This is a genomic window from Marivita cryptomonadis, assembly GCF_002115725.1.
Lineage (GTDB): Bacteria > Pseudomonadota > Alphaproteobacteria > Rhodobacterales > Rhodobacteraceae > Marivita > Marivita cryptomonadis.
The window spans coordinates 103,668-126,124 of record NZ_JFKD01000009.1 but is presented as its reverse complement, the minus strand read 5'-3'; the positions used below and the strand labels follow the sequence as shown (position 1 = coordinate 126,124).

Annotated in this window: 22 protein-coding genes; 13 read left to right on the top strand and 9 right to left on the bottom strand. The window is 60.1% G+C overall.

Going from position 1 to position 22,457, the window contains the following annotated elements; genetic code table 11:
* Positions 1-6: 6 nt before the first annotated feature.
* Positions 7-429, top strand: a complete 423-nt coding sequence (gene ndk, locus MCRY_RS11850; protein WP_085630097.1) for a nucleoside-diphosphate kinase — start codon at positions 7-9, stop codon at positions 427-429.
* A 47-nt stretch (positions 430-476) separates the two neighbouring features.
* Here ndk and MCRY_RS11845 read toward each other — a convergent pair whose 3' ends face one another.
* Entirely contained in the window at positions 477-815 is a 339-nt protein-coding gene (locus MCRY_RS11845) for a TfoX/Sxy family DNA transformation protein (protein WP_085630095.1), read from the bottom strand.
* The gene (locus tag MCRY_RS11840) at positions 815-1,996 is read right to left on the bottom strand and encodes a pyridoxal phosphate-dependent aminotransferase (RefSeq protein ID WP_085630232.1); all 1,182 of its coding nucleotides are present in this window, start codon (positions 1,994-1,996) and stop codon (positions 815-817) included. Before MCRY_RS11840 ends, MCRY_RS11845 begins: the two co-directional genes overlap by 1 nt.
* A 244-nt stretch (positions 1,997-2,240) precedes the next feature.
* Here MCRY_RS11840 and cysS point away from each other — a divergent pair, with 244 nt between their 5' ends.
* From cysS to MCRY_RS11825, 3 genes are all read left to right on the top strand, one after another.
* Positions 2,241-3,644, top strand: a complete 1,404-nt coding sequence (cysS, locus tag MCRY_RS11835; protein ID WP_085630093.1) for a cysteine--tRNA ligase — start codon at positions 2,241-2,243, stop codon at positions 3,642-3,644.
* Between the two features lie 169 nt (positions 3,645-3,813).
* Complete coding sequence (cimA, locus tag MCRY_RS11830) at positions 3,814-5,433, top strand: citramalate synthase (protein WP_085630091.1); 1,620 nt, start codon at positions 3,814-3,816, stop codon at positions 5,431-5,433.
* Positions 5,430-6,206, top strand: a complete 777-nt coding sequence (locus MCRY_RS11825; protein ID WP_085630089.1) for a squalene/phytoene synthase family protein — start codon at positions 5,430-5,432, stop codon at positions 6,204-6,206. Before cimA ends, MCRY_RS11825 begins: the two co-directional genes overlap by 4 nt.
* A 1-nt stretch (position 6,207) precedes the next feature.
* On the opposite strand, the gene MCRY_RS11820 is transcribed toward MCRY_RS11825, so the two are convergent.
* Both MCRY_RS11820 and MCRY_RS11815 read right to left on the bottom strand, forming a co-directional pair.
* Entirely contained in the window at positions 6,208-6,450 is a 243-nt protein-coding gene (locus MCRY_RS11820) for a hypothetical protein (protein WP_085630087.1), read from the bottom strand.
* A gap of 78 nt (positions 6,451-6,528) precedes the next feature.
* Positions 6,529-7,767 (bottom strand): MFS transporter, encoded by a 1,239-nt coding sequence (locus MCRY_RS11815; RefSeq protein WP_085630085.1) that lies wholly within the window; start codon positions 7,765-7,767, stop codon positions 6,529-6,531.
* Between the two features lie 89 nt (positions 7,768-7,856).
* Here MCRY_RS11815 and MCRY_RS11810 point away from each other — a divergent pair, with 89 nt between their 5' ends.
* Genes MCRY_RS11810 through MCRY_RS11800 form a run of 3 tightly spaced genes read left to right on the top strand, consistent with a single transcriptional unit; the run spans position 7,857 to position 9,873 of the window.
* Positions 7,857-8,597 carry a precorrin-6A/cobalt-precorrin-6A reductase gene (locus tag MCRY_RS11810; protein ID WP_085630084.1) on the top strand — a complete coding sequence of 247 codons (741 nt, stop codon included), beginning with the start codon at positions 7,857-7,859 and terminating at the stop codon, positions 8,595-8,597.
* Complete coding sequence (locus MCRY_RS11805) at positions 8,582-9,211, top strand: DNA-3-methyladenine glycosylase family protein (protein WP_085630082.1); 630 nt, start codon at positions 8,582-8,584, stop codon at positions 9,209-9,211. Before MCRY_RS11810 ends, MCRY_RS11805 begins: the two co-directional genes overlap by 16 nt.
* Positions 9,208-9,873: an alpha/beta hydrolase gene (locus MCRY_RS11800; protein ID WP_085630080.1), complete on the top strand. Its 666-nt coding sequence runs from the start codon at positions 9,208-9,210 to the stop codon at positions 9,871-9,873. Before MCRY_RS11805 ends, MCRY_RS11800 begins: the two co-directional genes overlap by 4 nt.
* A 6-nt stretch (positions 9,874-9,879) precedes the next feature.
* Here the strand turns inward: MCRY_RS11800 and MCRY_RS11795 are convergent, their stop codons facing one another.
* Both MCRY_RS11795 and mnmA read right to left on the bottom strand, forming a co-directional pair.
* Positions 9,880-11,679: a glycosyltransferase gene (locus MCRY_RS11795; protein ID WP_085630078.1), complete on the bottom strand. Its 1,800-nt coding sequence runs from the start codon at positions 11,677-11,679 to the stop codon at positions 9,880-9,882.
* A gap of 69 nt (positions 11,680-11,748) precedes the next feature.
* Entirely contained in the window at positions 11,749-12,888 is a 1,140-nt protein-coding gene (mnmA, locus tag MCRY_RS11790; protein WP_085630076.1) for a tRNA 2-thiouridine(34) synthase MnmA, read from the bottom strand.
* Between the two features lie 145 nt (positions 12,889-13,033).
* Here mnmA and sciP point away from each other — a divergent pair, with 145 nt between their 5' ends.
* The 5 genes from sciP (at position 13,034) to MCRY_RS23515 (ending at position 19,137) form a co-directional block, all read left to right on the top strand.
* Complete coding sequence (sciP, locus tag MCRY_RS11785) at positions 13,034-13,306, top strand: CtrA inhibitor SciP (protein WP_085630074.1); 273 nt, start codon at positions 13,034-13,036, stop codon at positions 13,304-13,306.
* A 117-nt stretch (positions 13,307-13,423) separates the two neighbouring features.
* The gene (gene ctrA, locus MCRY_RS11780; RefSeq protein ID WP_085630073.1) at positions 13,424-14,134 is read left to right on the top strand and encodes a response regulator transcription factor CtrA; all 711 of its coding nucleotides are present in this window, start codon (positions 13,424-13,426) and stop codon (positions 14,132-14,134) included.
* 157 nt (positions 14,135-14,291) lie between these two features.
* Positions 14,292-16,829, top strand: a complete 2,538-nt coding sequence (gene ligA / locus MCRY_RS11775; protein WP_085630071.1) for an NAD-dependent DNA ligase LigA — start codon at positions 14,292-14,294, stop codon at positions 16,827-16,829.
* Entirely contained in the window at positions 16,826-18,916 is a 2,091-nt protein-coding gene (gene recG / locus MCRY_RS11770; protein ID WP_085630069.1) for an ATP-dependent DNA helicase RecG, read from the top strand. The genes ligA and recG overlap by 4 nt, the downstream gene beginning before the upstream one ends.
* Before the next feature lie 86 nt (positions 18,917-19,002).
* Positions 19,003-19,137 (top strand): hypothetical protein, encoded by a 135-nt coding sequence (locus tag MCRY_RS23515; RefSeq protein WP_275296617.1) that lies wholly within the window; start codon positions 19,003-19,005, stop codon positions 19,135-19,137.
* A gap of 186 nt (positions 19,138-19,323) precedes the next feature.
* On the opposite strand, the gene MCRY_RS11765 is transcribed toward MCRY_RS23515, so the two are convergent.
* The gene (locus MCRY_RS11765) at positions 19,324-19,776 is read right to left on the bottom strand and encodes an iron-sulfur cluster assembly scaffold protein (protein ID WP_085630067.1); all 453 of its coding nucleotides are present in this window, start codon (positions 19,774-19,776) and stop codon (positions 19,324-19,326) included.
* Between the two features lie 68 nt (positions 19,777-19,844).
* Between MCRY_RS11765 and hisI the strand changes: the two genes are divergently transcribed.
* Positions 19,845-20,207: a phosphoribosyl-AMP cyclohydrolase gene (gene hisI, locus MCRY_RS11760; protein WP_085630065.1), complete on the top strand. Its 363-nt coding sequence runs from the start codon at positions 19,845-19,847 to the stop codon at positions 20,205-20,207.
* 37 nt (positions 20,208-20,244) lie between these two features.
* Here the strand turns inward: hisI and gluQRS are convergent, their stop codons facing one another.
* Positions 20,245-21,129 carry a tRNA glutamyl-Q(34) synthetase GluQRS gene (gene gluQRS / locus MCRY_RS11755; RefSeq protein ID WP_085630063.1) on the bottom strand — a complete coding sequence of 295 codons (885 nt, stop codon included), beginning with the start codon at positions 21,127-21,129 and terminating at the stop codon, positions 20,245-20,247.
* Positions 21,090-22,451, bottom strand: a complete 1,362-nt coding sequence (gene trmFO, locus MCRY_RS11750) for a methylenetetrahydrofolate--tRNA-(uracil(54)-C(5))-methyltransferase (FADH(2)-oxidizing) TrmFO (protein ID WP_085630061.1) — start codon at positions 22,449-22,451, stop codon at positions 21,090-21,092. The genes gluQRS and trmFO overlap by 40 nt, the downstream gene beginning before the upstream one ends.
* Positions 22,452-22,457: the final 6 nt, after the last annotated feature.

Below are 22,457 nucleotides of genomic sequence, written 5' to 3'. Positions count from 1 at the left end.
ACCACAATGGCCCTCGAACGCACCTTCTCGATCATCAAACCCGACGCAACCCGCCGCAACCTGACTGGCAAGATCAACGCCAAGTTCGAAGAAGCGGGCCTGCGCATCGTTGCGCAAAAGCGCATTCACCTGTCCAAAGCGCAGGCAGGCAAGTTCTACGCCGTGCATGCCGAACGCCCGTTCTATGACGAACTGTGCGAATTCATGGCGTCCGAGCCGGTTGTCGTGCAGGTTCTCGAAGGTGAAAACGCCATCGCGAAAAACCGCGAAGTCATGGGCGCCACCAACCCGGCCGATGCTGCCCCCGGCACCATCCGTGCAGAATTTGCCGAATCCGTTGGTGAAAACTCGGTTCACGGCTCCGACGCACCGGAAACCGCAGCAGAAGAAATCGCGTTCTTCTTCTCGGGGCTCGAACTGGTCGGCTAAGCCAACCTTCGCAAGCGAACGACATGTAGGCCGGGCATCAGCCCGGCTTATTTTTTGGGGACAACCCCGATCTGATCCAGAAACTGCTCGATGCCCGGTGGCATCCCATCAGTTCGGCCGGCAACCTCTGCCTTGATCGCATCGAACCGCACCCGCAGGGCTTTCTTCTCGTCGCCCTTGCAGTCGTTCCAAGGCCGCCCCTGAAGCCCCATTACCAGCACGTAATAGCCGATGAAATGCGGTCGCAAGCCTGACAAAAGCAAACGCCGATAGGCCTCGTCCGCGCCGATATCGCGCAGTGCTTCAGCTGATGTGATACCGGCCTTGGCACAGGCGGCATCCATCGCAGGCCCCAGATTGCGGATCGACGAAACCGGCTCGGACATCATCCTGCCTTGGCGAGTGCTGACGCGAATTCGCACAGAGTGCGCAACGCCGCTTTGAACCGGCTGTCCTCCTGCGTCATCGCCACCCGAACATGTCCGGCGGCAGATCGACCGAAACTCTCTCCCGGCATGACTGCGATATGATGCGCATCAAGCAGCGCAAAGGCGAACTCTTCACCATTCATGCCGGTCGCGCGCACATCCAGCATCACGTACATCGCCCCCTGCGCGGGGATCATCCGTAAAACGGTCTGTGATGCCAGAATTCGCTCGGCAATGGCCCGTCTTCGCCGGAACGGTTCGGCAACTTGCGCTTCCAGCGGCAGGCCGGTCCGCAAGCCGAACAGCGCCGCGTCCTGAATATATCCCGGTACGCCGTAGGTTGTGTTGGTCGCCAGATCGACCAGACAGGTGATCGCGTCTTCTGGTCCGACGATCCAGCCGATGCGGCTTCCGGTCATGGCGTGGCTCTTGGACATCGACCCGATCACCAATGTGCGCTCGGCCATACCGGGCAGGGCACGCGGGCTGATATGCGCACCGTCCCAGACCTGCGTGTCATAGACCTCGTCCGAGATCAGCCACATGTCCTGCGCCGTCACCACCTCGGCGATGTCGTGTAACGTGGCGCGGGGGTAGACGGCGCCCGTGGGATTGTTCGGTGTGTTGATCAGCAGTGACGTCGCAGCTTCAACGGCGGCTTTAAGCACATCACGTTGCGGCAGGAATCCCTGCGAGGACCGGGTCTCCACCGCTCGCGGCACAGCACCGACCGACCGCAGAACGCCGGGATAGGTCGCGTAATAGGGATCGACGAACAGTGCCACATCCCCCGGCGCACAGACCGCCATATGTGCCGCGAAAAGCCCGGCCTGTCCTCCGGGTGTGATCAGAACGTTCTCACGACGCGTTGGGACACCGGACTGCGCCTCGACCCGCGCTGCAACTTCGTCGCGCAACGCACTGATTCCCGGTACAATTGCGTACCCGGTGTGGCCGCCCAAAGCGCTCTCGTACATCGCTTTCAGGATCGACGGATCGGTGCCGATATCATGCTCTCCAATGGTCAGCTCGGTCACCGGCACTCCGTCGGCGATCATGGCGCGGGCACGGTAGAACACGTCCCACCCGTCGGATCCGTCTCCGTTGAGCGTGGTGATGCGGTGTGACAAGGCTGGCATGAGGGTCTCCGAATGATGCCCCTCATCTCCTGCCAGAGCCTGCGCCCCAAAGTCCAGATCGAACAGGGTGTGGAGCAAAATCCTTGACCGGAAAACCCGAACGCGTCTAAGTGCATGTCATGACCCGTATCGCAACAGACATTTGCTGCATTATCCGCTAATCCATCTGGCGGGCCGGTCTTCTATTCCCATATCGAAGTGAAGTTGCTACTCCCGCCGCGAACCCGGCCCGCGAGGAGCATCCATGACCATCTGGCTGACCAACACCGCCACCCGCAAGAAAGAGGAATTCACTTCTCTCGATCCGCAAAACGTGCGGATGTATGTCTGCGGGCCCACCGTCTATGACCGCGCCCATCTGGGCAACGGACGTCCGGTGATCGTGTTCGATGTGCTTTTCCGGCTATTGCGCCATGTCTACGGGGCCGATCACGTCACCTATGTGCGCAACTTCACCGATGTGGACGACCGCATCAACGAGACCGCGCAAAACCGACGTGCGGCAGGGGCGGTGGGAACGCTTGAAGATCTGATCCGCGAACGCTCGGACGAGACGATCAGTTGGTATCACGCCGACATGGACTCGCTCGGTGCGCTGCGCCCCACCGCAGAGCCTCGTGCGACGGGCTATATCGCGCAGATGATTGCGATGATCGAAGACCTGATCGCCAAGGGCCACGCCTATGAGGCCGAGGGCCATGTGCTCTTTGCGGTGGACTCGTGGAAAGAAAGCTACGGCAAGCTCTCTGGCCGTTCGGTCGATGACATGATCGCCGGTGCCCGGGTCGAGGTTGCGCCCTACAAGCGCAACCCGATGGATTTCGTCATGTGGAAGCCGTCCTCGGACGATCTGCCCGGCTGGGACAGCCCTTGGGGCCGGGGCCGCCCCGGCTGGCACATCGAGTGCTCGGCCATGGCCTATGACCTGTTGGGCGAGCAGTTCGACATCCATGGCGGCGGCAACGACCTGATGTTCCCGCACCATGAGAACGAAATCGCGCAGAGCAAATGCGCGGGCCACGGCTTTGCCCGCTACTGGCTGCATAACGAGATGCTGCAGGTCGAGGGCAAGAAAATGTCCAAGTCGCTGGGCAATTTCTTCACTGTGCGGGACTTGCTGGATCATGGCGTGCCGGGTGAGGTGATCCGGTTCGTGTTCCTGTCGACGCATTACCGCAAGCCGATGGATTGGACCGAGAAGAAGCGCGAAGAGGCTGAGGCGACGCTGCGCAAATGGCGGGGGATGACAGATGGCGTTGCGGCGGGTGAGGTTTCGAAAGAGATCGTTGAGACGCTTGCCGATGATCTCAACACCGCTGGTGTTATTTCGGTGTTGCACAAGCTCGCCGGGGAAGGCGATGCAGCCGGCCTGTTGGCCGGGGCGCAGATGGTTGGGCTTCTGACGGATGAGCTTGGCGACTGGTGGTTTGACGAAGCTGACACTCCTACAGATCAATTTATGGAAAAAGCGGAGTATTGGATCAATCAGAGGACAGAAGCCAAGAAACGCAGGGATTTCGCAAGAGCCGACTTCATTCGTGACAGGCTCGCAGAAATCGGCGTGATGATTTCGGATACGCCGGAAGGCACTAAATGGATGCTCAATTCATCTGCGGCCCGAGTTGGCGAATGGGGTATTCTTGAATGATTCATCACTCGAACCACCCAGCCCGGCGGCACGCCGGGCAGCCCCCGACCGCCCCCATGGGCGGGGGCTTCTCCCCCGCCCGCGGCCGGGGACTGCCCTTTGCACGTTGCATCGACCGTAAAGACAAGGCTTCGGGGTCGGGCGCGGCCCTCTGCACAAAGGCCAACCCATGACCAAAACCCGCCTGACCCTCTACGACACCACGCTGCGCGACGGGCAGCAGACGCAGGGCGTGCAGTTCTCCACACCCGAGAAACACCGCATCGTTGAGGCGCTTGACGCGCTTGGCATCGACTATATCGAGGGCGGATGGCCGGGGGCGAACCCCACGGACAGCGCGTTTTTCGAAGAGGTCGGCCACACCCGCGCCACCGTCACCGCCTTTGGCATGACCAAACGCGCGGGCCGCTCGGCTGCGAATGACGACGTTCTGGCGGCGGTGATGAACGCAGGCACCAAGTCGGTCTGTCTTGTCGGCAAGACCCACGATTTCCACGTCACCGCAGCCCTTGGCATCACGCTGGACGAAAACGTCGAAAACATCCGCGCCTCGGTCGCGCATATCGTGTCCCAGAAACGCGAAGCGCTGTTCGACGCGGAGCACTTCTTCGACGGCTACAAGGCCAATCCCGACTACGCGCTGACCTGCCTTCACGCCGCCTATGAGGCCGGCGCACGCTGGATCGTGCTTTGCGACACCAATGGCGGCGCGCTGCCGTCCGAAGTGTCAAAGATCACCGAAGCCGTCATCGCCAGCGGCATTCCCGGCACCCATGTGGGCATCCACACCCACAATGACACGGAAATGGCGGTTGCCGCGACATTGGCCGCCGTCGATGCAGGTGCAAGGCAGATTCAAGGCACGCTCAATGGCCTTGGCGAACGCTGCGGCAATGCGAACCTGACATCGCTGATCCCGACGCTGCTGCTCAAGGAACCTTACGCCAGTACGTATGAGACAGGCGTGACGCTGGATGCGCTCGAAGGCATGACGCAGATCAGCCGGATGCTGGACGAAATCCTCAACCGCGTCCCGCTGAAACAGTCGGCCTATGTCGGATCGTCCGCCTTTGCCCACAAGGCCGGGCTGCATGCCAGCGCGATCCTCAAGGACCCGACGACCTACGAACATATCGACCCTGCCAAGGTGGGCAACCGCCGGGTGATCCCGATGTCCAATCAGGCGGGGCAATCGAATCTGCGCCGCCGTCTGGCGGAAGCCGGGATCGAGGTGCCGGACAAAGACCCGGCCATGGCCCGCATCCTTGACCGGATCAAGGCGCGCGAATCCGAAGGCTATTCCTACGACACCGCGCAGGCGAGTTTCGAGCTGCTGGCGCGTGATGAGCTGGGCATGCTGCCCGAGTTTTTCGAGGTCAAGCGCTACCGCGTGACGGTGGAGCGGCGGAAGAACAAGTATAACAAGATGATCTCGCATTCCGAGGCCGTGGTTGTGGTCAAGGTGGGCGACGAAAAGAAGCTGTCGGTCAGCGAATCCATGGACGAAATGGGCAATGACCGTGGTCCGGTGAACGCTTTGTCGAAAGCGCTGGCCAAAGACCTTGGCCCCTATCAAGAGCTGATCGACGATCTGCGGCTTGTGGACTTCAAGGTGCGCATCACGCAGGGCGGCACAGAGGCCGTGACCCGCGTCATCATCGACAGTGAAGACGGGCAGGGGCGGCGCTGGTCCACTGTTGGCGTCAGCGCAAACATCATCGACGCGTCGTTCGAGGCATTGCTCGATGCGGTGCGTTGGAAACTGGTGCGGGATGCAGCCCTGGCATGAGCTTTGACGCCGATCTGATCGCCTGTGCGAAACTGGTCGAAAAGGGCGACCCTGACCGCTTTGCCGCGACGATGGCGGCCCCCGTGGCGCTGCGTAAGGTGTTGTTTCCCATATATGCTTTCAATGTCGAGGTGTCGCGTGCGCCTTGGGTGACGAAAGAGGCGATCATCGCTGAAATGCGTCTGCAATGGTGGACCGATGCGCTGGAAGAGATTGCCAGCGGTGGTCTGGTGCGGCGTCACGAAGTGGTGACGTCCTTGGCGCATGTGCTGGACGCGACCGCCGCGCGCGAATTGCAGAAGGCTGTTCAGGCGCGGCTTTGGGACGTTTATCGCGATCCGTTTGAAGATCAGGCAGCATTTTCAAAATATATCGAAGACACGGCAGCGTCCCTGCTGCGCGCGGCATCGCAAAGTCTGAGCGGCACCATGCCGGGGGCGTTAACCGATCTGGGTTATGCCAGTGGCCTCGCACAATTCCTGCGGGCGGTGCCCGAACTGGAACGACAGGGTCGCAGGCCGCTGGTGGATGGACGGCCCGAGGGGGTGCGGGACCTCGCCAGACAAGGATTTGACCGTTTGGTAAAATCCCGGCAAGCGCGGTCAACGATCCCGGCAGAGGCGCGTCCGGTTACCCTTGCTGCGTGGCAAGCAGGGCCGATCCTGAAACAGGCCAAATCCGACCCGCGGCTTGTGGCGGACGGTACGCTTGGCATGTCTGAAGCGTACAAGAAGCTGCGCCTGATGTGGTGCGCAGCAACCGGACGCTGGTAAGTCAAAACGCGAGCGCCACGCTGCATCCCAACCCTGTGGCCACGATGTCCGCCGGGTCGACAACATCGTCGACCAATTCCTTGAGCACCCCGACACCAATGGTCGCCAGACATCCCGCCGTCGGGTTGCCGGTTTCCTGCGTCACGAAGTGCGACACCGCAGCCCCGGCAGCGAAATGCGCGGCTTTGTCATAGTGCTGGCAGGCGGCGAGCAGGGGCAGGGCAAGGATCAGATATCGAGGCATGGCAGACACCGTTCTGGTGGAAACTGCCGGTCACTCTGAGCCTAAACTCTGAAGAAGGTCTTAAGCCCGACCTGACCCTTAAACCGTGCGCTCTTTCGACTGGAACATCAGCCAGATCAGCGATCCACCCGCCAGCATCAGGAACGGTGCCATCGCCATGTTCACCGCACTCCAGCCCTCGACCGGGGTGCCGCCGGAACAGTTCAGCAACCCACCCGAGGCCAATGACGCCATCGTCACACCGCCGAACACGAGCACGTCGTTCATGCCCTGCACGCGGCCGCGCTCATGCGGTTCATGTGCGGCGGTCAGCATGGCGGTGGCTCCGATGAAGCCGAAGTTCCAGCCAAAGCCCAGCAGGATCAGGGCGACGTAGAAGTTCTCAATGGCGACTCCATGCAGGGCAACAGCCCCGGCAGCGGCAAGGATTACCAAGCCTGTTGCGACGATCTTTTCCACGCCGAAGCGCACGATCAGGTGCCCGGTAAAGAACGACGGAATAAACATCGCGAGAACATGCGCAGACACGATGTCGGCGGCGTTGTTGGCGGTGTAGCCACATCCCACCACGGCCAAGGGCGTCGACGTCATAACAAGGTTCATCAGCGCATAGGTGACCATGCCGCAGATGATTGCCACGGCGATGCGGGGCGTCTTGAGCAGCTCCATCCGGCTGCGCCCCTTGGGATCGTCGGCTTGGGGCGCTTTGGGCTTTGGAATGTCGAGGAACAGAAACAGCGTTGATCCGATCACATTCAGCACGATCACCGCAAAGTAAGTGCCTAGGAACGGTACGACATACCAATCGGCGGTGGCTTTCACCAATTGCGGCCCAAGGATCGCGGCCGCAAGTCCACCCGCCATAACATAGGAAATCGCCTTGGGGCGGTATTCATCTGTGGCAGTGTCGGCGGCGGCAAAGCGGTAAAACCCCTGTGCGGACATATAGATTCCGGTCAGAAAGCTGCCCAAGAGAAAGACCGGGAAGGATGCGATGTAAAGACCGTATGCCCCGATGGCCCCGCCCAATGCACCGCCTAACGCGCCGACAGAGAACCCGGCGCGACGGCCGTATTTCTGCATGAAGGCCGAGATCGGCGTCGCGGTTGTCATCGACCCCAGAACGATCAGCGAAATCGGCAGCGTCGCAAAGCAGATGTTCGACGCCAGCGATTGCCCGGCCAAACCACCCACCGTGAACAGCATTGGCATCTGTGCGCCCAAGATGGCTTGGGCCAAGACCAGAACAAACACGTTGCGCTTGGCGCGGCGGTTTTCTGTGGCGTCGTCGGGGGTGGCGTGGTCAAGTGTGCTCATGACAGCAGCCGTAGGTCCAAATTCAATTTCCTGCAAGTGTGCGCAACGCTCCGTGGCGCTTTGTCCCGTGGTTTTGTAAGCGGTTGCCGATGAGGGATTTTGACGGCTCCAATTCCGCCCGGCATGGGCAGGTGGTGATCCTTGGCGGATCTGCCGAAGCGCGTGATCTGGCGATACGGCTGGGCGGCAGATCTCGGCTGTGGTTGCCGACCCGCGACCGGGTGACCGGGCAGGGTGCATCGGATCATGCGACGCTGTCAGAGCTTGCCCAGACTGCGGATGCGCTGGTTCTGGCACCACATCCCTGTGATGCCGCGTCTTTTCAGCTGGGCGCGCGCGTTGCGGTGCAGGCCGGTGTGCACAGCCTGACCATCGCGCGTCCGACATGGCGTCGGACATCCCGCGACAAATGGATTCCCCTGCGGTCCGCACGCGAGGCAGCAACCCGCATTCCTGCAGGTTCTCGGGTTCTTGTGACCCTTGGCCGACAGGCGTTGCCTGACTTGCGTGCTTTGCGTCATGCGTATCTTTTCGTGCGGCAATTGACCGACCACCGCGATGCGTTTCCCTTGCTCAATGGCCGTTACCTGCACGGAACCGCCCCCTTTACCGTGGCGCAGGAAATCGCGCTTATGCGCAGGTTTCGGATCGACGCGGTGCTGACCCGCAATGCAGGAGGTCCGGGCGGTTGGCCCAAGATCGCGGCGGCGCGGGCGCTGGGGCTGCCGGTCTATATGGTGGCGCGACCGCATAGCATGGCGGGGCCGGTGGTGCCGTCGGTCGAGGACGCTTTGAACTGGTTGGAGACACGGCTTTGGTTGGACGCCTGATCGAAACAGAGGCTTGTGTGGCCGAAGGTGCGGAATGGCTTGCCAAGACCGAGCCGCGCTTTGCCCATGCGTTGGAGCAGACCGGAGACCTGCCCCTACGCCGCAGGCCCGACGGGTTTGCACAACTCCTTAGCGCGATTGTCAGCCAGCAGGTCAGCGTCGCGTCTGCCCGTGCGATCTGGGCCAAGCTGGAGGAGGCAGGCGCGGTGACACCCGACGCGGTGCTGCGTCTGGATCAGGACGCGTTGCGCGATCTGGGTCTCAGCCGCCAGAAGGCGCGCTATGCTTGTGCCTTGGCCGAGGCCGGGATTGACTATGACGCGCTGCGCCATGCCTCGAATGACGAGGTCATCAAGACACTGACGGCTGTCACGGGGATCGGCGTCTGGACGGCCGAGATCTACGCGATGTTTTCGCTCGGTCGTGCCGATGTGTTCGCGCCCGGTGATCTGGCCTTGCAGGAAAGTGCCCGGGTTTTGTTCGATCTGCCCGAACGGCCCAAGGAAAAACCGCTGCGCCAGATGGCCGAGGCGTGGAGCCCGTGGAGATCGGTTGCGGCGCGTGCGCTCTGGGCCTACTACCATGTGGCAAAAGACCGAGAGGGGATCGCATGACACGGGTTTTGAACGCAGAGCGCAAAGACGCGGTATCCGGGGAAACCCGGTCTGCAGTGGTGTTCCTGCACGGCTACGGGGCCAATGGGGCCGACCTTTTGGGACTGGCCGATCCTTTGGGCGAACACCTGCCGGACACGATGTTCGTAGCCCCCGATGCGCCCGAAGCCTGCGCCGGTTCGCCGTTTGGATTCCAGTGGTTCCCGATCCCGTGGATTGATGGTTCGTCCGAGGAAGAATCGATGGCGGGCATGGCGCGCGCGGTGGACGATCTGAATGCGTTTCTCGATGCGCTGATGGTGGATGAAGACCTGTTGCCGGAACAGGTGGTTTTGTTCGGCTTCAGCCAAGGCACCATGATGGGGTTGCACGTGGCGCCCCGTCGCGAAGACCCGATTGCCGGAATGGTGGCGTTCTCGGGCCGTCTGCTGGCGCCCGAGTTGTTGGCCGACGAGGTCGAAAGCCGGTTCCCGATCCTTCTGGTGCATGGCGATCAGGACGATGTCGTGCCGCCGCAATCACTGCCCGAGGCCGCTGATGCGCTGCAAAAGGCTGGCTGGGAAGACGTCTATGCCCATATCATGAAGGGCACCGCGCATGGTATCGCGCCCGACGGCCTTTCGGTGGCTCTGGCCTTTATGCGGGACAAGTGCAACCTCTGACCGGGTTTACGCCAGACCTTCCACAGCATCCGCCAATTCAATGAAGTCGGGATAGCGCGCGACGAAATCCGCGTGCTGATCCGGAAACCGTTGCGCAAACAGGTCCAGATGTGCGCGGCATTCGGCATCGCGCCCCAACCGACGGCTAAGCCAGATGCAGCGCACGATGGGACGCTGGTCTTTCGGGCGCAGCGCGATCTTTTGCCGGAACCCGTCATACATGCTGCCCAGATCGCGGCTTAGATGGCATTGGTGGATATAGAGATCCAGCAACCGATCCCTGTGTTGCGCCGGAGCCTTATCCAGCGCGCGCAGCGTCTCCCCTTTGAGATCACGCGCGGACAAATCGAAATAGAACCGGTTAGCCACCAGATCGTCGATCAGTTGATGATAGCGGTCCCGGTACCTGTCGAAAGAGTAGTACTCCACTGACGCGGCACAGCCTGACGCATATCGGTCGCGGTCGGCATGGACCTTAAGGATGGCCGCCGCGATGGCATCGAGATCTCTGGGTTGCACCAATTCGCCATTCTCGCCGGATCGGATCAACTCGCGCGGGCCGTAATCCACATCAAAGCTGATGACTGGGCAGTCGCAGGTCAGCGCTTCGAGCAGCGCCAAGCCAAAGCCTTCCGTCATTGTCGGGGCAAGGGAAAACAGGCTTTGGCTGAACACCTCGGGTGCGTTTGCCGTATGCCCCATCAATCGCACCCGGTTTCCGCAATCATGATGGTCAATCAACTGTTGCAGCCGGGCCTCGCCCAAACCTGCACCATAGATCAGGTAATTGGTGTCGGGGATCAGATGCATGATCCGGACAAAGGCCTCGATACATTGATGGATTGGTTTTCCCGTTAACTCCAACCGGGACACAGTGCAGATGTCCTTGCGGGGTGCGCCGGGTGTTGCCGCCGCATCGGTATAATGCGGGATCACCCGCACCGGTGTCGTGTGCGCCAGTTCGGCATCCAATCGCTGCTTGTGGGCATGGGTCGCAGTGATGATCGCGTCACCGTCGAATGCTTCGATCAAGCCACGTGACCGGGGCACGATCTTGCCCGTTGGGTTGCGGTGATCGGCGTGCAGGAACAACACCTTTCGCGCCGGGATCGGGTGGGAAAGATGAGACGACGTGATGCCGTCGATGAACACGATCGCATCTTCAGGAAAGTACCGGTGCACCAAAACACGGTGATGGATGATCTCGTCGGAATAGGTTTGGCCCAAGCCGAAATCTTCGACCTCGATCAACCGGCCGTGTTCGCGCCGCGTGCGGCAAGCGGGGTGCCCCCCGACAAAGGCCACCTTGTCGACGAACCCATCGCCAAAGGCTTCGCGGCTTTCGACCAGCGCGTCGTCAAGGTATTTCAACCGGATGTCACGTTCAGGATCCGTCAGCAGGTGCCGGGTGGTCTGCACACCGGCGATAGTGTGTTCGTTGCTGTCCCGCATCACTGGAACGCCATTTCTTAGATAGATGACGCGTTCTTTGCTGCCGTGTTGAGACCGGGTGTCGTCCCAATCAGGCAGGGATGGCCCATCCCGAAGTGTTGTCTGGGGCGAGACGCACAGTTCATAGATCGACTGATGTGCAATCTTTGAGTCCAGCAATCCGGACGCGACCAGCTCTGCAAAGGCGATCTTCTGATTGCAGCCATGTTGCAGATTAAGGAGCGTGACCTTGGTGTCGGCTTTGTTTGCCAGAAGGTTCATCCGCGTGAAAACCGCGTTGATCTTGCCACCGCCCACGCTCGCGCCCAGCTTGGGCACGATGCAGATGACATGGGCGCTGACAGGCTCGGACATCGGGGGCGGGTCTTTTCTCTGCTCTTTCCCAAGGTGGAAGAAGCGTGGCCCGGACGCAATGGTTTTCGGTCAGCCGCGCCAGATCCAGCCACCACCAAGGATGCGACTGCTTTCGGTTTGATAGAACACGCAGGCCTGCCCCGGGGACACGCCTTCTTCCGGGGTCAGGAGTTCGACCTCTGCGGTGGTGTCCGAAAGCGGGCGGATGATCGCTTCGCGTGGTGGGCGTGTGGACCGCACTTTCACGGACACATGCCACTCGGTCTGGCTGGTGAGGGGCGTATCGCCCAGCCAGTTGATTTCACGAACCGGGATGGTGCGGGTGGACAGCAGGTCTTTCGGACCAACGATCACCTGCTTTGCGTCCACGTCGAGCTTGACCACGTAAAGCGGCTCTTCCAGCCCGCCGATGCCAAGGCCGCGGCGCTGTCCGATGGTGTAGTGAATGACCCCGTTGTGGGTACCCAGCACGCGGCCATCGGCATGCACGATATCGCCCGGTTCCGCAGCACCGGGGCGCAGCTTTTCGATCACCTGCGCGTAATTGCCGTTTGGTACGAAACAGATGTCCTGACTGTCGGGCTTGTCCGCCACCTGCAAACCATAGCGTGCCGCCAGTTCACGGGTCGCGTCCTTGGACGGCAGATGGCCCAGCGGAAAGCGCAGGTAATCCAGCTGTTCGGGTGTGGTCGAGAACAGGAAATAGCTTTGGTCGCGGTTCGCGTCTTCGGCGCTGTGCAGTTCGGGGCCGTGTTCGCCCATCTTGCGCTGGATGTAATGGCCGGTCGCCATGCAATCGGCCTCCAGATCCTTGGCGGTTTCGAGCAGATCCTTGAACTTTACCCGCTCGTTGCAGCGAATGCAGGGCACCGGGGTCGCGCCCGCCAGATAGCTGTCGGCGAATTCGTCGATCACGGCATCCTTGAAGATGTTTTCGTAATCCAGAACATAATGCGGAAAGCCCATATCCTCGGCCACGCGGCGCGCATCGTGAATGTCGAGCCCTGCACAGCATGCGCCTTTCTTGGCCAACGCCGCCCCGTGATCATAAAGCTGAAGCGTCACCCCAACGACATCATAGCCTTCCTCGGCCAGTTGCGCCGCGACAACCGAACTGTCCACGCCGCCCGACATCGCCACAACGACGCGGGTCTCCGATGGGGGCTTGGCGAATCCAAGCGAATTTAGGGTCGGCGCATCGAGTGCCATTGGGGTGTCTCCGGGCAGGTCGGGGTGATCGGGCGAAATATAGGTAAATCCAAGATACTCTCAACCCTTGGCTTCACGTCACATTAAGTCTGTTTGCGCAAAGGTGGCCTCAAGCAGGAATACTGGGCTTGGAAAGGGCCGGAACATGTATCTTAAAAAAGCGAATGGCCCGCGGACTGTGACGCTCGCCGATGGCACAATCCTCTCACAGGCCGATCTGCCACCGCCCAATACCTATCGCTGGGTGGCATCGCGCAAGGCTGTCGTGGTGGATGCCGTGGTGCATCACTTGATCTCTCGCAAAGAAGCGCTCACGCGTTATGACCTCAGCGAAGAGGAGCTGGACGCCTGGATTGCAGCGTCCATGCTGCACGGTCGGGACGCGCTCAAGGCGACCGCCGTACAACGATTTAGATGAGAACGGTATCTTAATACACTCTTAAGTTGTTTTTGGTCAAGTTTCGGTGCTAACTTAAGGTTAACTATTTGCGGTCAGACTGATCCATGCCGGACGCTGACATTGCGGAGAAACTGGATGCGCGTACTCTTGGTCGAAGATGACCCGACGACGTCGAAAAGCATCGAATTGATGTTGGGCAATGCCAATCTGAACGTCTATTCCACCGATCTGGGGGAAGAAGGCATCGATCTGGCCAAGCTTTATGACTACGATTTGATCCTTCTTGATCTGAACCTGCCCGACATGAACGGCTTTGATGTTTTGCGGCAATTGCGGCTTGCGCGGATCGAAACGCCGATTCTGATCCTGTCCGGCAACGACGCCAGCGAGGACAAGATCAAGGGATTTGGTTTCGGTGCAGATGATTACCTGACCAAACCCTTTCATCGCGAAGAACTGATCGCGCGCATTCATGCGATTATTCGCAGGTCCAAGGGACATTCCCAGTCGATCATTCGCACCGGCAAGGTCGAGGTCAATCTGGATGCCAAGACAGTGCAGGTCGATGGCAGCGCTGTCCATCTGACAGGCAAGGAATACCAGATGCTTGAACTGCTCAGCCTGCGCAAGGGAACGACACTCACGAAAGAGATGTTCCTGAACCACCTTTACGGCGGAATGGATGAACCCGAACTCAAGATCATCGACGTGTTCATCTGTAAACTTCGCAAGAAACTGTCCGAAGCAACGGGCGATGGCAGTCACATAGAAACCGTCTGGGGCAGGGGCTATGTCCTCCGCGATCCCGAGGTCGAGGAACCCGGTCGTCTGGCCATCGGGGCATAGGCTGCCCCACAGGCCATGACCGGCTGGTTTGGTTCCGTTTGGTCACCGCTGCGCCCGTCCTGAACGACGGGAAGTCGCATCAATCGTCGTTTCAAATCTGGACGCTGTGCACCCCCGGGCCTATCACTCTGTCCAAGTTCAGGGCCAAGGGGGGCACATGGCAGAGCAGAACATCGCGGTCAAAGACCTGACAGAGTTGGACGCGAAAGCCGAACTGGAGCGTCTGGCCACCCTTCTTGGCGAGGCGAACACTGCCTACCATACCGAGGACGCGCCCGAAATGTCGGACGCGGATTACGACGGGCTGAAGCGTCGCAATGCCGAGATCGAGGCGCGTTTCCCCGCCCTTAAACGAGCCGACAGCCCCAGCGAGCTCGTGGGCGCCCCCGTGGCCGATGGTTTTGCCAAGGTGAGCCATGAAGTGCGGATGATGTCGCTGTCCAATGCGTTCGAAGATGCGGATATCAGAAGCTTTGACCAAAGCATCCGGCGCTATCTGGGTCTTTCTGACACCGACTTGCTGGCCTACACGGCAGAGCCCAAGATTGATGGGCTATCGCTTTCCCTGCGTTACGAAGAAGGCAAGCTGATCCAAGCCGCCACCCGTGGCGATGGCGCGACGGGCGAAAACGTGACCCCCAATGCGCGCACCATCGACGACATCCCCACAACGCTCAAAGACGCCCCAGCAGTTCTAGAAGTCCGCGGCGAGGTTTACATGAGCCACGCCGATTTCGCCGACCTCAACGCACGGCAGAGCGCCAAAGGCGCCAAGACATTTGCCAACCCGCGCAACGCGGCCGCCGGGTCTTTGCGACAATTGGATGCCAACATCACCAAGGATCGCCCGCTGCGGTTCTTTGCCTATTCCTGGGGCGCGCTCAGCGCAGCTCTGGCCGACACGCAGGCTGGTGCAATCGAACGTCTGAAAGAACTCGGGTTTCAGACCAACCCGCTCACCCAGCGCTGCGACGGCCCCGACGACATGATCGCGCATTACAAAGCCATCGAGGCACAACGCGCGACACTTGGCTATGACATTGACGGCGTGGTCTACAAGGTTGACGATTTGGGCTACCAGTCCCGGCTTGGCTTTCGCTCTACAACGCCCCGCTGGGCGATTGCGCATAAGTTTCCCGCCGAACTCGCCTGGACGCGCCTTGAATCTATCGACATTCAGGTTGGCCGCACGGGCGCGCTTAGCCCGGTGGCGCGGCTCACGCCTGTCACGGTCGGCGGTGTCGTGGTGTCGAACGCCACATTGCACAACGAAGATTACATCGCCGGTCGCGACGCCAATGGCGCGCCGATCCGCGGTGGCAAGGACATTCGCGTGGGTGATTGGGTACAGGTCTACCGTGCGGGTGACGTGATCCCGAAGGTGGCGGATGTGGATCTTGACCAACGTCCTGACACCGCGCAACCTTATGAATTCCCTAAACTTTGTCCCGAGTGTGGCTCTGAGGCGATCCGCGAAGAAGGCGATGCCGTACGACGCTGCTCCGGAGGCCTGATCTGCCCCGCGCAAGCAGTTGAAAAGCTCAAACACTTCGTCTCGCGCGCTGCGTTCGACATCGAAGGTCTGGGCGCAAAGCAGGTCGAACAGTTCTACACCGATGGCTGGATCAAGGAACCTGCAGACATCTTCACCCTCCGCGACCGCTATGGCAGCGGGATACAGCAGCTCAAGAACCGCGAGGGCTGGGGCGAAAAGTCCGCGCAGAACCTCTTTGATGCCATTGACGAGAAACGCACCATCCCCTTGGGACGACTGATCTTTTCGCTGGGCATCCGCCATGTGGGTGAAGATCAAGCAAATCGATTGGCAAAATCGTGGGGTGATTTAGACAGTCTGCTCCAAGCTTGCAGGGATATCAGAGGGGAACGTGTTCGGATATGGAATCAGTTCTTTTCAGGCATTGGTAGAGGGCCAACAAACGACAAACGACCTTGGGACCAGCCTTTGAGGCTGCGGGAACGCGAGTTGCAGATTTGGCCTGAAGCACAAACTTTTCCTGGACTTGGTGGGCAACTACTTCTTCTCGGTATGTATGATCAGGCTAGAGACAAGTCACCCGATGACGTGTTCTTTAGAGTTTTCCGGGGCTCGAAAAAATATACCGACAAACTGGCGCGTGCAATTTCTGCCTTTGGGGAACCCGAGCATTTCTACAATAGACTCGAGGTATGCCACCTAGAGCTCCGTCGAATTTGGCAAGAAACGCTTGGTTACGTGCCATTCGAGAACAAAACGGAATGGGCAAACTTGTCTTCACAGCTATCGCGATTGGAACTTGAAGACATTTCCTTATTAAAGCCGATTTCTTCAGCTGATGGAATTGGCAGAGAGGTTGCTCTTTCGATTTTCGACTTTGCCACTGACGAAAGCCAAATGTCTGCTGTCGATAGACTTCTGAATGAGGTTGTCATTCTTCCGCCGGAACGCCCCCGCACTGAAGGTAGCCCGGTTGCGGGCAAAACGGTTGTCTTTACCGGCACTCTGGAACGCATGACGCGGGCAGAGGCCAAGGCCCGGGCGGAATCGCTGGGGGCCAAGGTGTCGGGGTCTGTGTCGGCCAAGACTGACCTTCTGGTCGCTGGGCCGGGGGCCGGATCCAAGGAAACCAAGGCACGTGATCTCGGGGTACAGATCATCGACGAAGACGGCTGGTTTGACCTGATCGAGGGCGCATGAGCGGCAGGCCGGAAATCCTGTTTCCGCTCTTTGGCGCGCTGAGCGGACTTAAGGGCGTCGGCCCGAAAACTGCTGAAACCTTGGGCCACATGGGCATCGAGGTGCCGCGCGACCTGCTGTATACGCTGCCGCATTCAGTGGTCGACAGGCGGCTGTGCGACACGGTGCAGGGGGCGGATTTGCCTGCGACCCTGACTGTCGAAGTGCAAATCGGCGCACACCGCCCGCCGCGCAACAAGGGTGGCGCCTACCGCGTTCAGGTCGAGGATGCGCAGATCGACTTTCAGATCGTATTTTTCCATGCGCGCGGCGATTACGTGGCGAAAATCCTTCCTTTCGGGGCCCGGCGGATCGTGTCAGGCAAGGTCGAATTCTTCGACGGTATGGCGCAGATGGTGCATCCCGACCATGTGTTGATGCCCGATGAGGCCGACAGTCTTTTGCCGTTCGAGCCGGTCTATCCGCTGACTGCCGGGGTCACGCAAAAGACGATGGTCAAGGCCGCGACCGACGCGCTGTCCCGCGCACCAGATCTGGCGGAATGGATCGATCCACGCTTGATGGAGCGGGAAGACTGGCCCGGCTGGACTGCTGCGATGGAAATGGCGCATGCGCCGCAGGGCATGGGTGCATTGTCACTGGACAGCCCCGCGCGGCGGCGTTTGGCCTATGACGAGCTGATGGCGCATCAGTTGACGTTGGCTTTGGCCCGTGCGCAACGGCGTGCGAAACCGGGGGTCGAGACCTCGGGCAATGGCAAACTGCGGCACAAGGTGATGACCGCGCTGCCCTACAGACCGACCGGTGCCCAGATGCGCGCGATCGACGAGATCACCGACGACATGGCCAGCCCGCATCGGATGAACCGATTGCTACAGGGCGATGTCGGTTCTGGCAAAACGCTGGTTGCCTTCATGGCGCTGCTCACAGCGGTCGAAGCGGGCGGGCAGGGCGTGATGATGGCGCCCACGGAAATCCTCGCGCGCCAACATCTTGAGGGGTTGCAGCCTTTGGCCGAGGACGCGGGTGTTGTCCTTGAACTGCTGACCGGGCGAGACAAGGGAAGCGAACGCAAGGCCAAGCTGGCGGCGCTGGAGCGGGGCGATATCCAGATCCTCGTGGGCACTCATGCGGTATTCCAGAAGGACGTAGCGTTTTCCGATCTGCGCTTGGCCATCATCGACGAACAGCACCGCTTTGGTGTGCGGCAACGGCTTGAACTGGGGCGCAAAGGCTTGGCGGTGGACGTGTTGGTGATGACGGCAACGCCGATCCCTCGGTCCCTTGCGCTATCGCAGTACGGCGACATGGAAGTGTCAATTCTTGACGAAAAGCCACCCGGACGAACGCCGGTGAAAACCGCACTGTTGTCCAACGAACAGATGGACGGCGTGGTCGAACGGTTACGGCAGGCTGTGGCCGAAGGGCGGCAGGCGTACTGGGTCTGCCCTTTGGTGGAAGAAAGCGAAGTGTCCGATCTCATGGCCGCCGAGGCGCGGTTCAAACGGTTGCGGGCGGCTTTGGGCGAAGGGGTGGTTGGGCTTGTGCACGGCCAAATGCCGCCGGCCGAGAAAGACGCGGCGATGGCGCGTTTCGTGTCTGGGCAGACGGGTGTGCTGGTGGCGACCACGGTGATCGAAGTTGGTGTAAACGTGCCCAACGCGTCGATCATGGTGATCGAACGGGCCGAGACATTCGGTCTGGCGCAGTTGCATCAGCTGCGCGGGCGCGTGGGCCGTGGGGCTGCGGCCTCGACCTGCCTGTTGCTTTACCAGCCCCCGCTATCCGAGACCGGGCTCAAACGGCTGACGACTCTGCGTGAAACCGAAGATGGGTTTCGCATTTCCGAGGTCGATCTTGAGATGCGCGGTGCGGGAGATGTTCTGGGCACCGCGCAGTCGGGATTGCCGCAGTTTCAGATCGCCGATCTTGAGAGACAAGCCAGTTTGATGGCTATGGCGCAGGATGATGCGCGAAAGCTTTTGCTGGATGATCCGGCGCTTACATCGGATCGGGGCAAGGCCGCGCGGGCGCTGTTGTATCTGATGAAACAGGATCAGGCGATCCAGCTGATTTCGGTGGGTTAACCACCTTTGTTCTCAAATGTTCTCATTAAGTTCTTTACATCAGGTAAAATATATGAGAACAAAGGGGCAACAAGGAGGACTTAACCATGATGCACCGGATCAAAACCTCGCTTCACGCCGTAAAGGCCCAGACCAATGCGCCGCTTCTTCAGGATGCGCTCGGGGCCATGTCTTTGGTGGTGATGTTGGTTGCGGCGCTGCATCTGCCGGTGCTTGTCTGACTTGTTATCTTTTTCTGCCTGCGTGTTTTGCCTGATTGCTCATCCGCATCCTGTCCCAACTGATGCACCTGTCCCAGAAGGTTGCCTGCCTTCAGAGCATTGATGGCCCCCAACGAACACGTTACTTTACCGCCGCCTTTTTTCGAAGTGCGGCGGTTTTTTTATTGGGTGGTAAAATTTTGGAAATCAGGCGCTTTGGGTTTCTGCAAGCTGTGTCACTGCATCGGAGGCAGCCTCAAGCGTCAGTAAGATCGAGGCATGGCGGTTCTTGAACGCCACCGCCGGTCGCAACACCTCGAGTCCGTCAAAAGGGGCAGAGGGTGAGGGGCCGTCTTCCTTGAGCATGACACGCAATTCATCGCGGGCCTTGGTGATTTGATCAGGGGTTGTCCCGATGACTGCGCCGCCCACAACTGACGCCGCTGCTTGACCCAAAGCGCAGGCTTTGACGTCTTGGCCAAACGCGCTGACGGTGCCGTTTTCCAGCGTCAGGTCCACTGTGACGGTCGAACCGCAAAGCGGCGACCGTTTCTTGACCGTCGCACCGGGTGTGTCGAGCCGCGCATGATGCGGGATGTCCGCCGCCAGTTCGAGAATGCGTGCAGAATAGAGTTTGATCAGATCGGTGTCGCCGGACATGGCTTTCCCTTTCGCCGTTCCCCTCATAGATAGGGGACCAAACGGCGGATGCAAAAAGGTTTTTCCCAATGAGCTTTGATCCTGCGACTTTGGTCTATAACGACGCGGGCCTGATCCCGGCGATTGCCCAGGATGCGGCAACCGGCGAGGTTTTGATGATGGCATGGATGAACGCCGACGCGGTGACCAAAACGCTTGAGACGGGCAGGGTTACTTATTGGTCTCGGTCGCGCAAGGCGTTCTGGGTCAAAGGCGAAAGTTCGGGTCATGTGCAGGAATTGGTGGCGTTCAGGGTCGATTGCGATCGGGACTGCCTTTTGGTGACGGTCCACCAGACCGGACCGGCGTGCCACACCAATCGGCGGTCATGCTTTTACACCGAAGTGCAAGGTGGCGCAGAAGTGGAGATCATGGCGCCGATGCTGGCGTAGCTTTGGCATATTTAGAAAAAGAAGAAGCAGCAGGGGGCTATAGCCCAACCATTCGTCGAATATCCTGTGGACTGGCGCCTTCGCGGCGATAGAGCGCGATCGCCCGGGCATCGTCGCGCTTGGCAAGGCGTTTTCCGCCTTCGTCGCGGATCAGGCGGTGGTGGCGGTAGATCGGCGTCTCACACCCCAGCAGCGCTTGCAGCAAAACATGAATCGGTGTGGCGGTAGCAAGGTCTTCTCCGCGGATCACATGGGTGATGCCCTGGGCTGCATCATCCACCACCACGCTCAGATGGTAGGCGGCGGTTTTCGTGTCGCGGCGGGCCAGAACGACGTCACCGACGCCTTCAATGAAATGCGCGCGCGTTAACCTTAATGCGGGATGAATACCGGTTTCGGTGTAAGCTGGAAGGGTGGTGAGTTGGTCGAGCGCGCGCGCGATGTTCAAGCGAACCGCATCGCTGTCTTTGCGGTCTTCCCAGGAGCGGTTGCGGCAGGTGCCGGGATAGATCAGCCCGTCTGGACCGTGCATCGGTGCGCCTTCCTGCGGGGCAGACGCAGCGCTGCGGATATCGCTGCGCGTGCAGGAACAGGGATAGAGCAGGCCAAGGTCGCCCAAATGCGTAATGGCGGCGTCGTAAGCGGCTGTGTTGTTGGATTGGCGTAGAACGGGCGTTTCCCACGCCAGACCCAGCCATGCCAGATCATCGTAAATCTGTGCTTCAAAAGCGGGGGTGCATCGCGCCGTGTCGGTGTCTTCGATCCGAAGCAGAAAGCGCCCCCTTGCGGCCTGTGCCATATCATAGGCCAGCAAGGCGGAATAGGCATGGCCGAGATGAAGCTGACCTGTTGGGCTTGGTGCGAAGCGTGTTGTGAACACCGCTATTCGGCTGCTTTTGCGGTGTCCTGTGTGGCCAGCCATTCGGACCATGCCGCTTTGGCGCGGTCGGTATAGGCCTTGTAGCGGTCCTTGCGCCCCCGCCGCCCGCCTTTGAGGCCATCGACCGGACGGAACAGGCCGAAATTGACGTTCATTGGTTGGAAGGTCTTGGCGTCTGCGCCACCCGTGATGTGGTGGATCAGAGCGCCATGGGCACTGTCCTGCGGAACGGTGGACAACGCGGCGCCCGTGATTTCGGCCGCGGCCATGCGTCCCGCCAGAAGGCCCATGGCCGAGGATTCGACATACCCTTCGACACCTGTCACCTGGCCTGCGAAACGAATATTCGGTTTGGAGCGCAGGCGCATCTGGTCGTCAAGCAGTGTCGGGCTGTTGAGGAATGTGTTGCGGTGAATGCCGCCGAGACGTGCAAAGCTGGCATTCTCAAGGCCCGGAATCATTTTGAAAACATCCGTTTGTGCGCCATACTTCATCTTTGTTTGGAAGCCGACAATATTGTAGAGCGTGCCAAGAGCATTGTCGCGGCGCAGTTGGACTACGGCCCATGCTTTCACATCGGGCTGGTGCGGATTGGTCAGACCAACGGGCTTCATCGGCCCGTGGCGCAGGGTTTCGCGTCCGCGTTCGGCCATCACTTCGATGGGTAGGCAGCCGTCGAAATACCCAGCGGTCTCGCCCTCGTGAAATTCGGTCTTGTCGGCTGCCAGAAGCGCGTCGATGAACGCCTCGTATTGCGCCTTGTCCATCGGGCAGTTGATATAGGCGCGCTGTTCTTCTTCGGTCTCGCCTTTGTCATAGCGCGACTGGAGCCACGCCTTGCTCATGTCGATGCTGTCGAAATACACGATGGGGGCGATCGCGTCGAAAAACGCAAGCCGGTCGGTGCCGGTCTCAGATTGGATCGCCTGACCCAAAGCTGCACTGGTCAGCGGGCCGGTGGCGAAAATCCAATGACCTTCGCTGGGAAGTTCCGTGATTTCCTCGTGGCTTACGCGCACATTTGGATGTGCGTGCAGGCGGCGCGTGATCTCCGCGCTGAAGGCGTCACGGTCCACGGCCAAAGCGCCACCTGCAGGCAGGCGGTGCTGGTGCGCAGTGTCTATGATCAGCCCGCCAGCCTCGCGCATTTCCCAATGCAGCAGGCCCACGGCGTTCTGTTCATGGTCGTCCGAGCGGAATGAGTTAGAGCAGACCATCTCGCCCAGATCGCCGGTCTTGTGGGCGAATGTTTCAACCTTGGGGCGCATTTCGTGAATTACGACCTGCACGCCGCGATGTGCGGCTTGCCATGCTGCTTCGGATCCGGCCATTCCGCCGCCGACGATATGAAGTTCTTGTGTCATGGGGCG

What these genes read in the sequence shown, in the direction of transcription:
- ndk (WP_085630097.1), top strand. Translation starts at nt 7, where the DNA reads ATGGCCCTCGAACGCACCTTCTCGATCATCAAACCCGACGCAACCCGC.
- MCRY_RS11845 (WP_085630095.1), bottom strand. Translation starts at nt 815, where the DNA reads ATGTCCGAGCCGGTTTCGTCGATCCGCAATCTGGGGCCTGCGATGGAT.
- MCRY_RS11840 (WP_085630232.1), bottom strand. Translation starts at nt 1,996, where the DNA reads ATGCCAGCCTTGTCACACCGCATCACCACGCTCAACGGAGACGGATCC.
- cysS (WP_085630093.1), top strand. Translation starts at nt 2,241, where the DNA reads ATGACCATCTGGCTGACCAACACCGCCACCCGCAAGAAAGAGGAATTC.
- cimA (WP_085630091.1), top strand. Translation starts at nt 3,814, where the DNA reads ATGACCAAAACCCGCCTGACCCTCTACGACACCACGCTGCGCGACGGG.
- MCRY_RS11825 (WP_085630089.1), top strand. Translation starts at nt 5,430, where the DNA reads ATGAGCTTTGACGCCGATCTGATCGCCTGTGCGAAACTGGTCGAAAAG.
- MCRY_RS11820 (WP_085630087.1), bottom strand. Translation starts at nt 6,450, where the DNA reads ATGCCTCGATATCTGATCCTTGCCCTGCCCCTGCTCGCCGCCTGCCAG.
- MCRY_RS11815 (WP_085630085.1), bottom strand. Translation starts at nt 7,767, where the DNA reads ATGAGCACACTTGACCACGCCACCCCCGACGACGCCACAGAAAACCGC.
- MCRY_RS11810 (WP_085630084.1), top strand. Translation starts at nt 7,857, where the DNA reads ATGAGGGATTTTGACGGCTCCAATTCCGCCCGGCATGGGCAGGTGGTG.
- MCRY_RS11800 (WP_085630080.1), top strand. Translation starts at nt 9,208, where the DNA reads ATGACACGGGTTTTGAACGCAGAGCGCAAAGACGCGGTATCCGGGGAA.
- MCRY_RS11795 (WP_085630078.1), bottom strand. Translation starts at nt 11,679, where the DNA reads ATGTCCGAGCCTGTCAGCGCCCATGTCATCTGCATCGTGCCCAAGCTG.
- mnmA (WP_085630076.1), bottom strand. Translation starts at nt 12,888, where the DNA reads ATGGCACTCGATGCGCCGACCCTAAATTCGCTTGGATTCGCCAAGCCC.
- sciP (WP_085630074.1), top strand. Translation starts at nt 13,034, where the DNA reads ATGTATCTTAAAAAAGCGAATGGCCCGCGGACTGTGACGCTCGCCGAT.
- ctrA (WP_085630073.1), top strand. Translation starts at nt 13,424, where the DNA reads ATGCGCGTACTCTTGGTCGAAGATGACCCGACGACGTCGAAAAGCATC.
- ligA (WP_085630071.1), top strand. Translation starts at nt 14,292, where the DNA reads ATGGCAGAGCAGAACATCGCGGTCAAAGACCTGACAGAGTTGGACGCG.
- recG (WP_085630069.1), top strand. Translation starts at nt 16,826, where the DNA reads ATGAGCGGCAGGCCGGAAATCCTGTTTCCGCTCTTTGGCGCGCTGAGC.
- MCRY_RS23515 (WP_275296617.1), top strand. Translation starts at nt 19,003, where the DNA reads ATGATGCACCGGATCAAAACCTCGCTTCACGCCGTAAAGGCCCAGACC.
- MCRY_RS11765 (WP_085630067.1), bottom strand. Translation starts at nt 19,776, where the DNA reads ATGTCCGGCGACACCGATCTGATCAAACTCTATTCTGCACGCATTCTC.
- hisI (WP_085630065.1), top strand. Translation starts at nt 19,845, where the DNA reads ATGAGCTTTGATCCTGCGACTTTGGTCTATAACGACGCGGGCCTGATC.
- gluQRS (WP_085630063.1), bottom strand. Translation starts at nt 21,129, where the DNA reads ATGGCTGGCCACACAGGACACCGCAAAAGCAGCCGAATAGCGGTGTTC.
- trmFO (WP_085630061.1), bottom strand. Translation starts at nt 22,451, where the DNA reads ATGACACAAGAACTTCATATCGTCGGCGGCGGAATGGCCGGATCCGAA.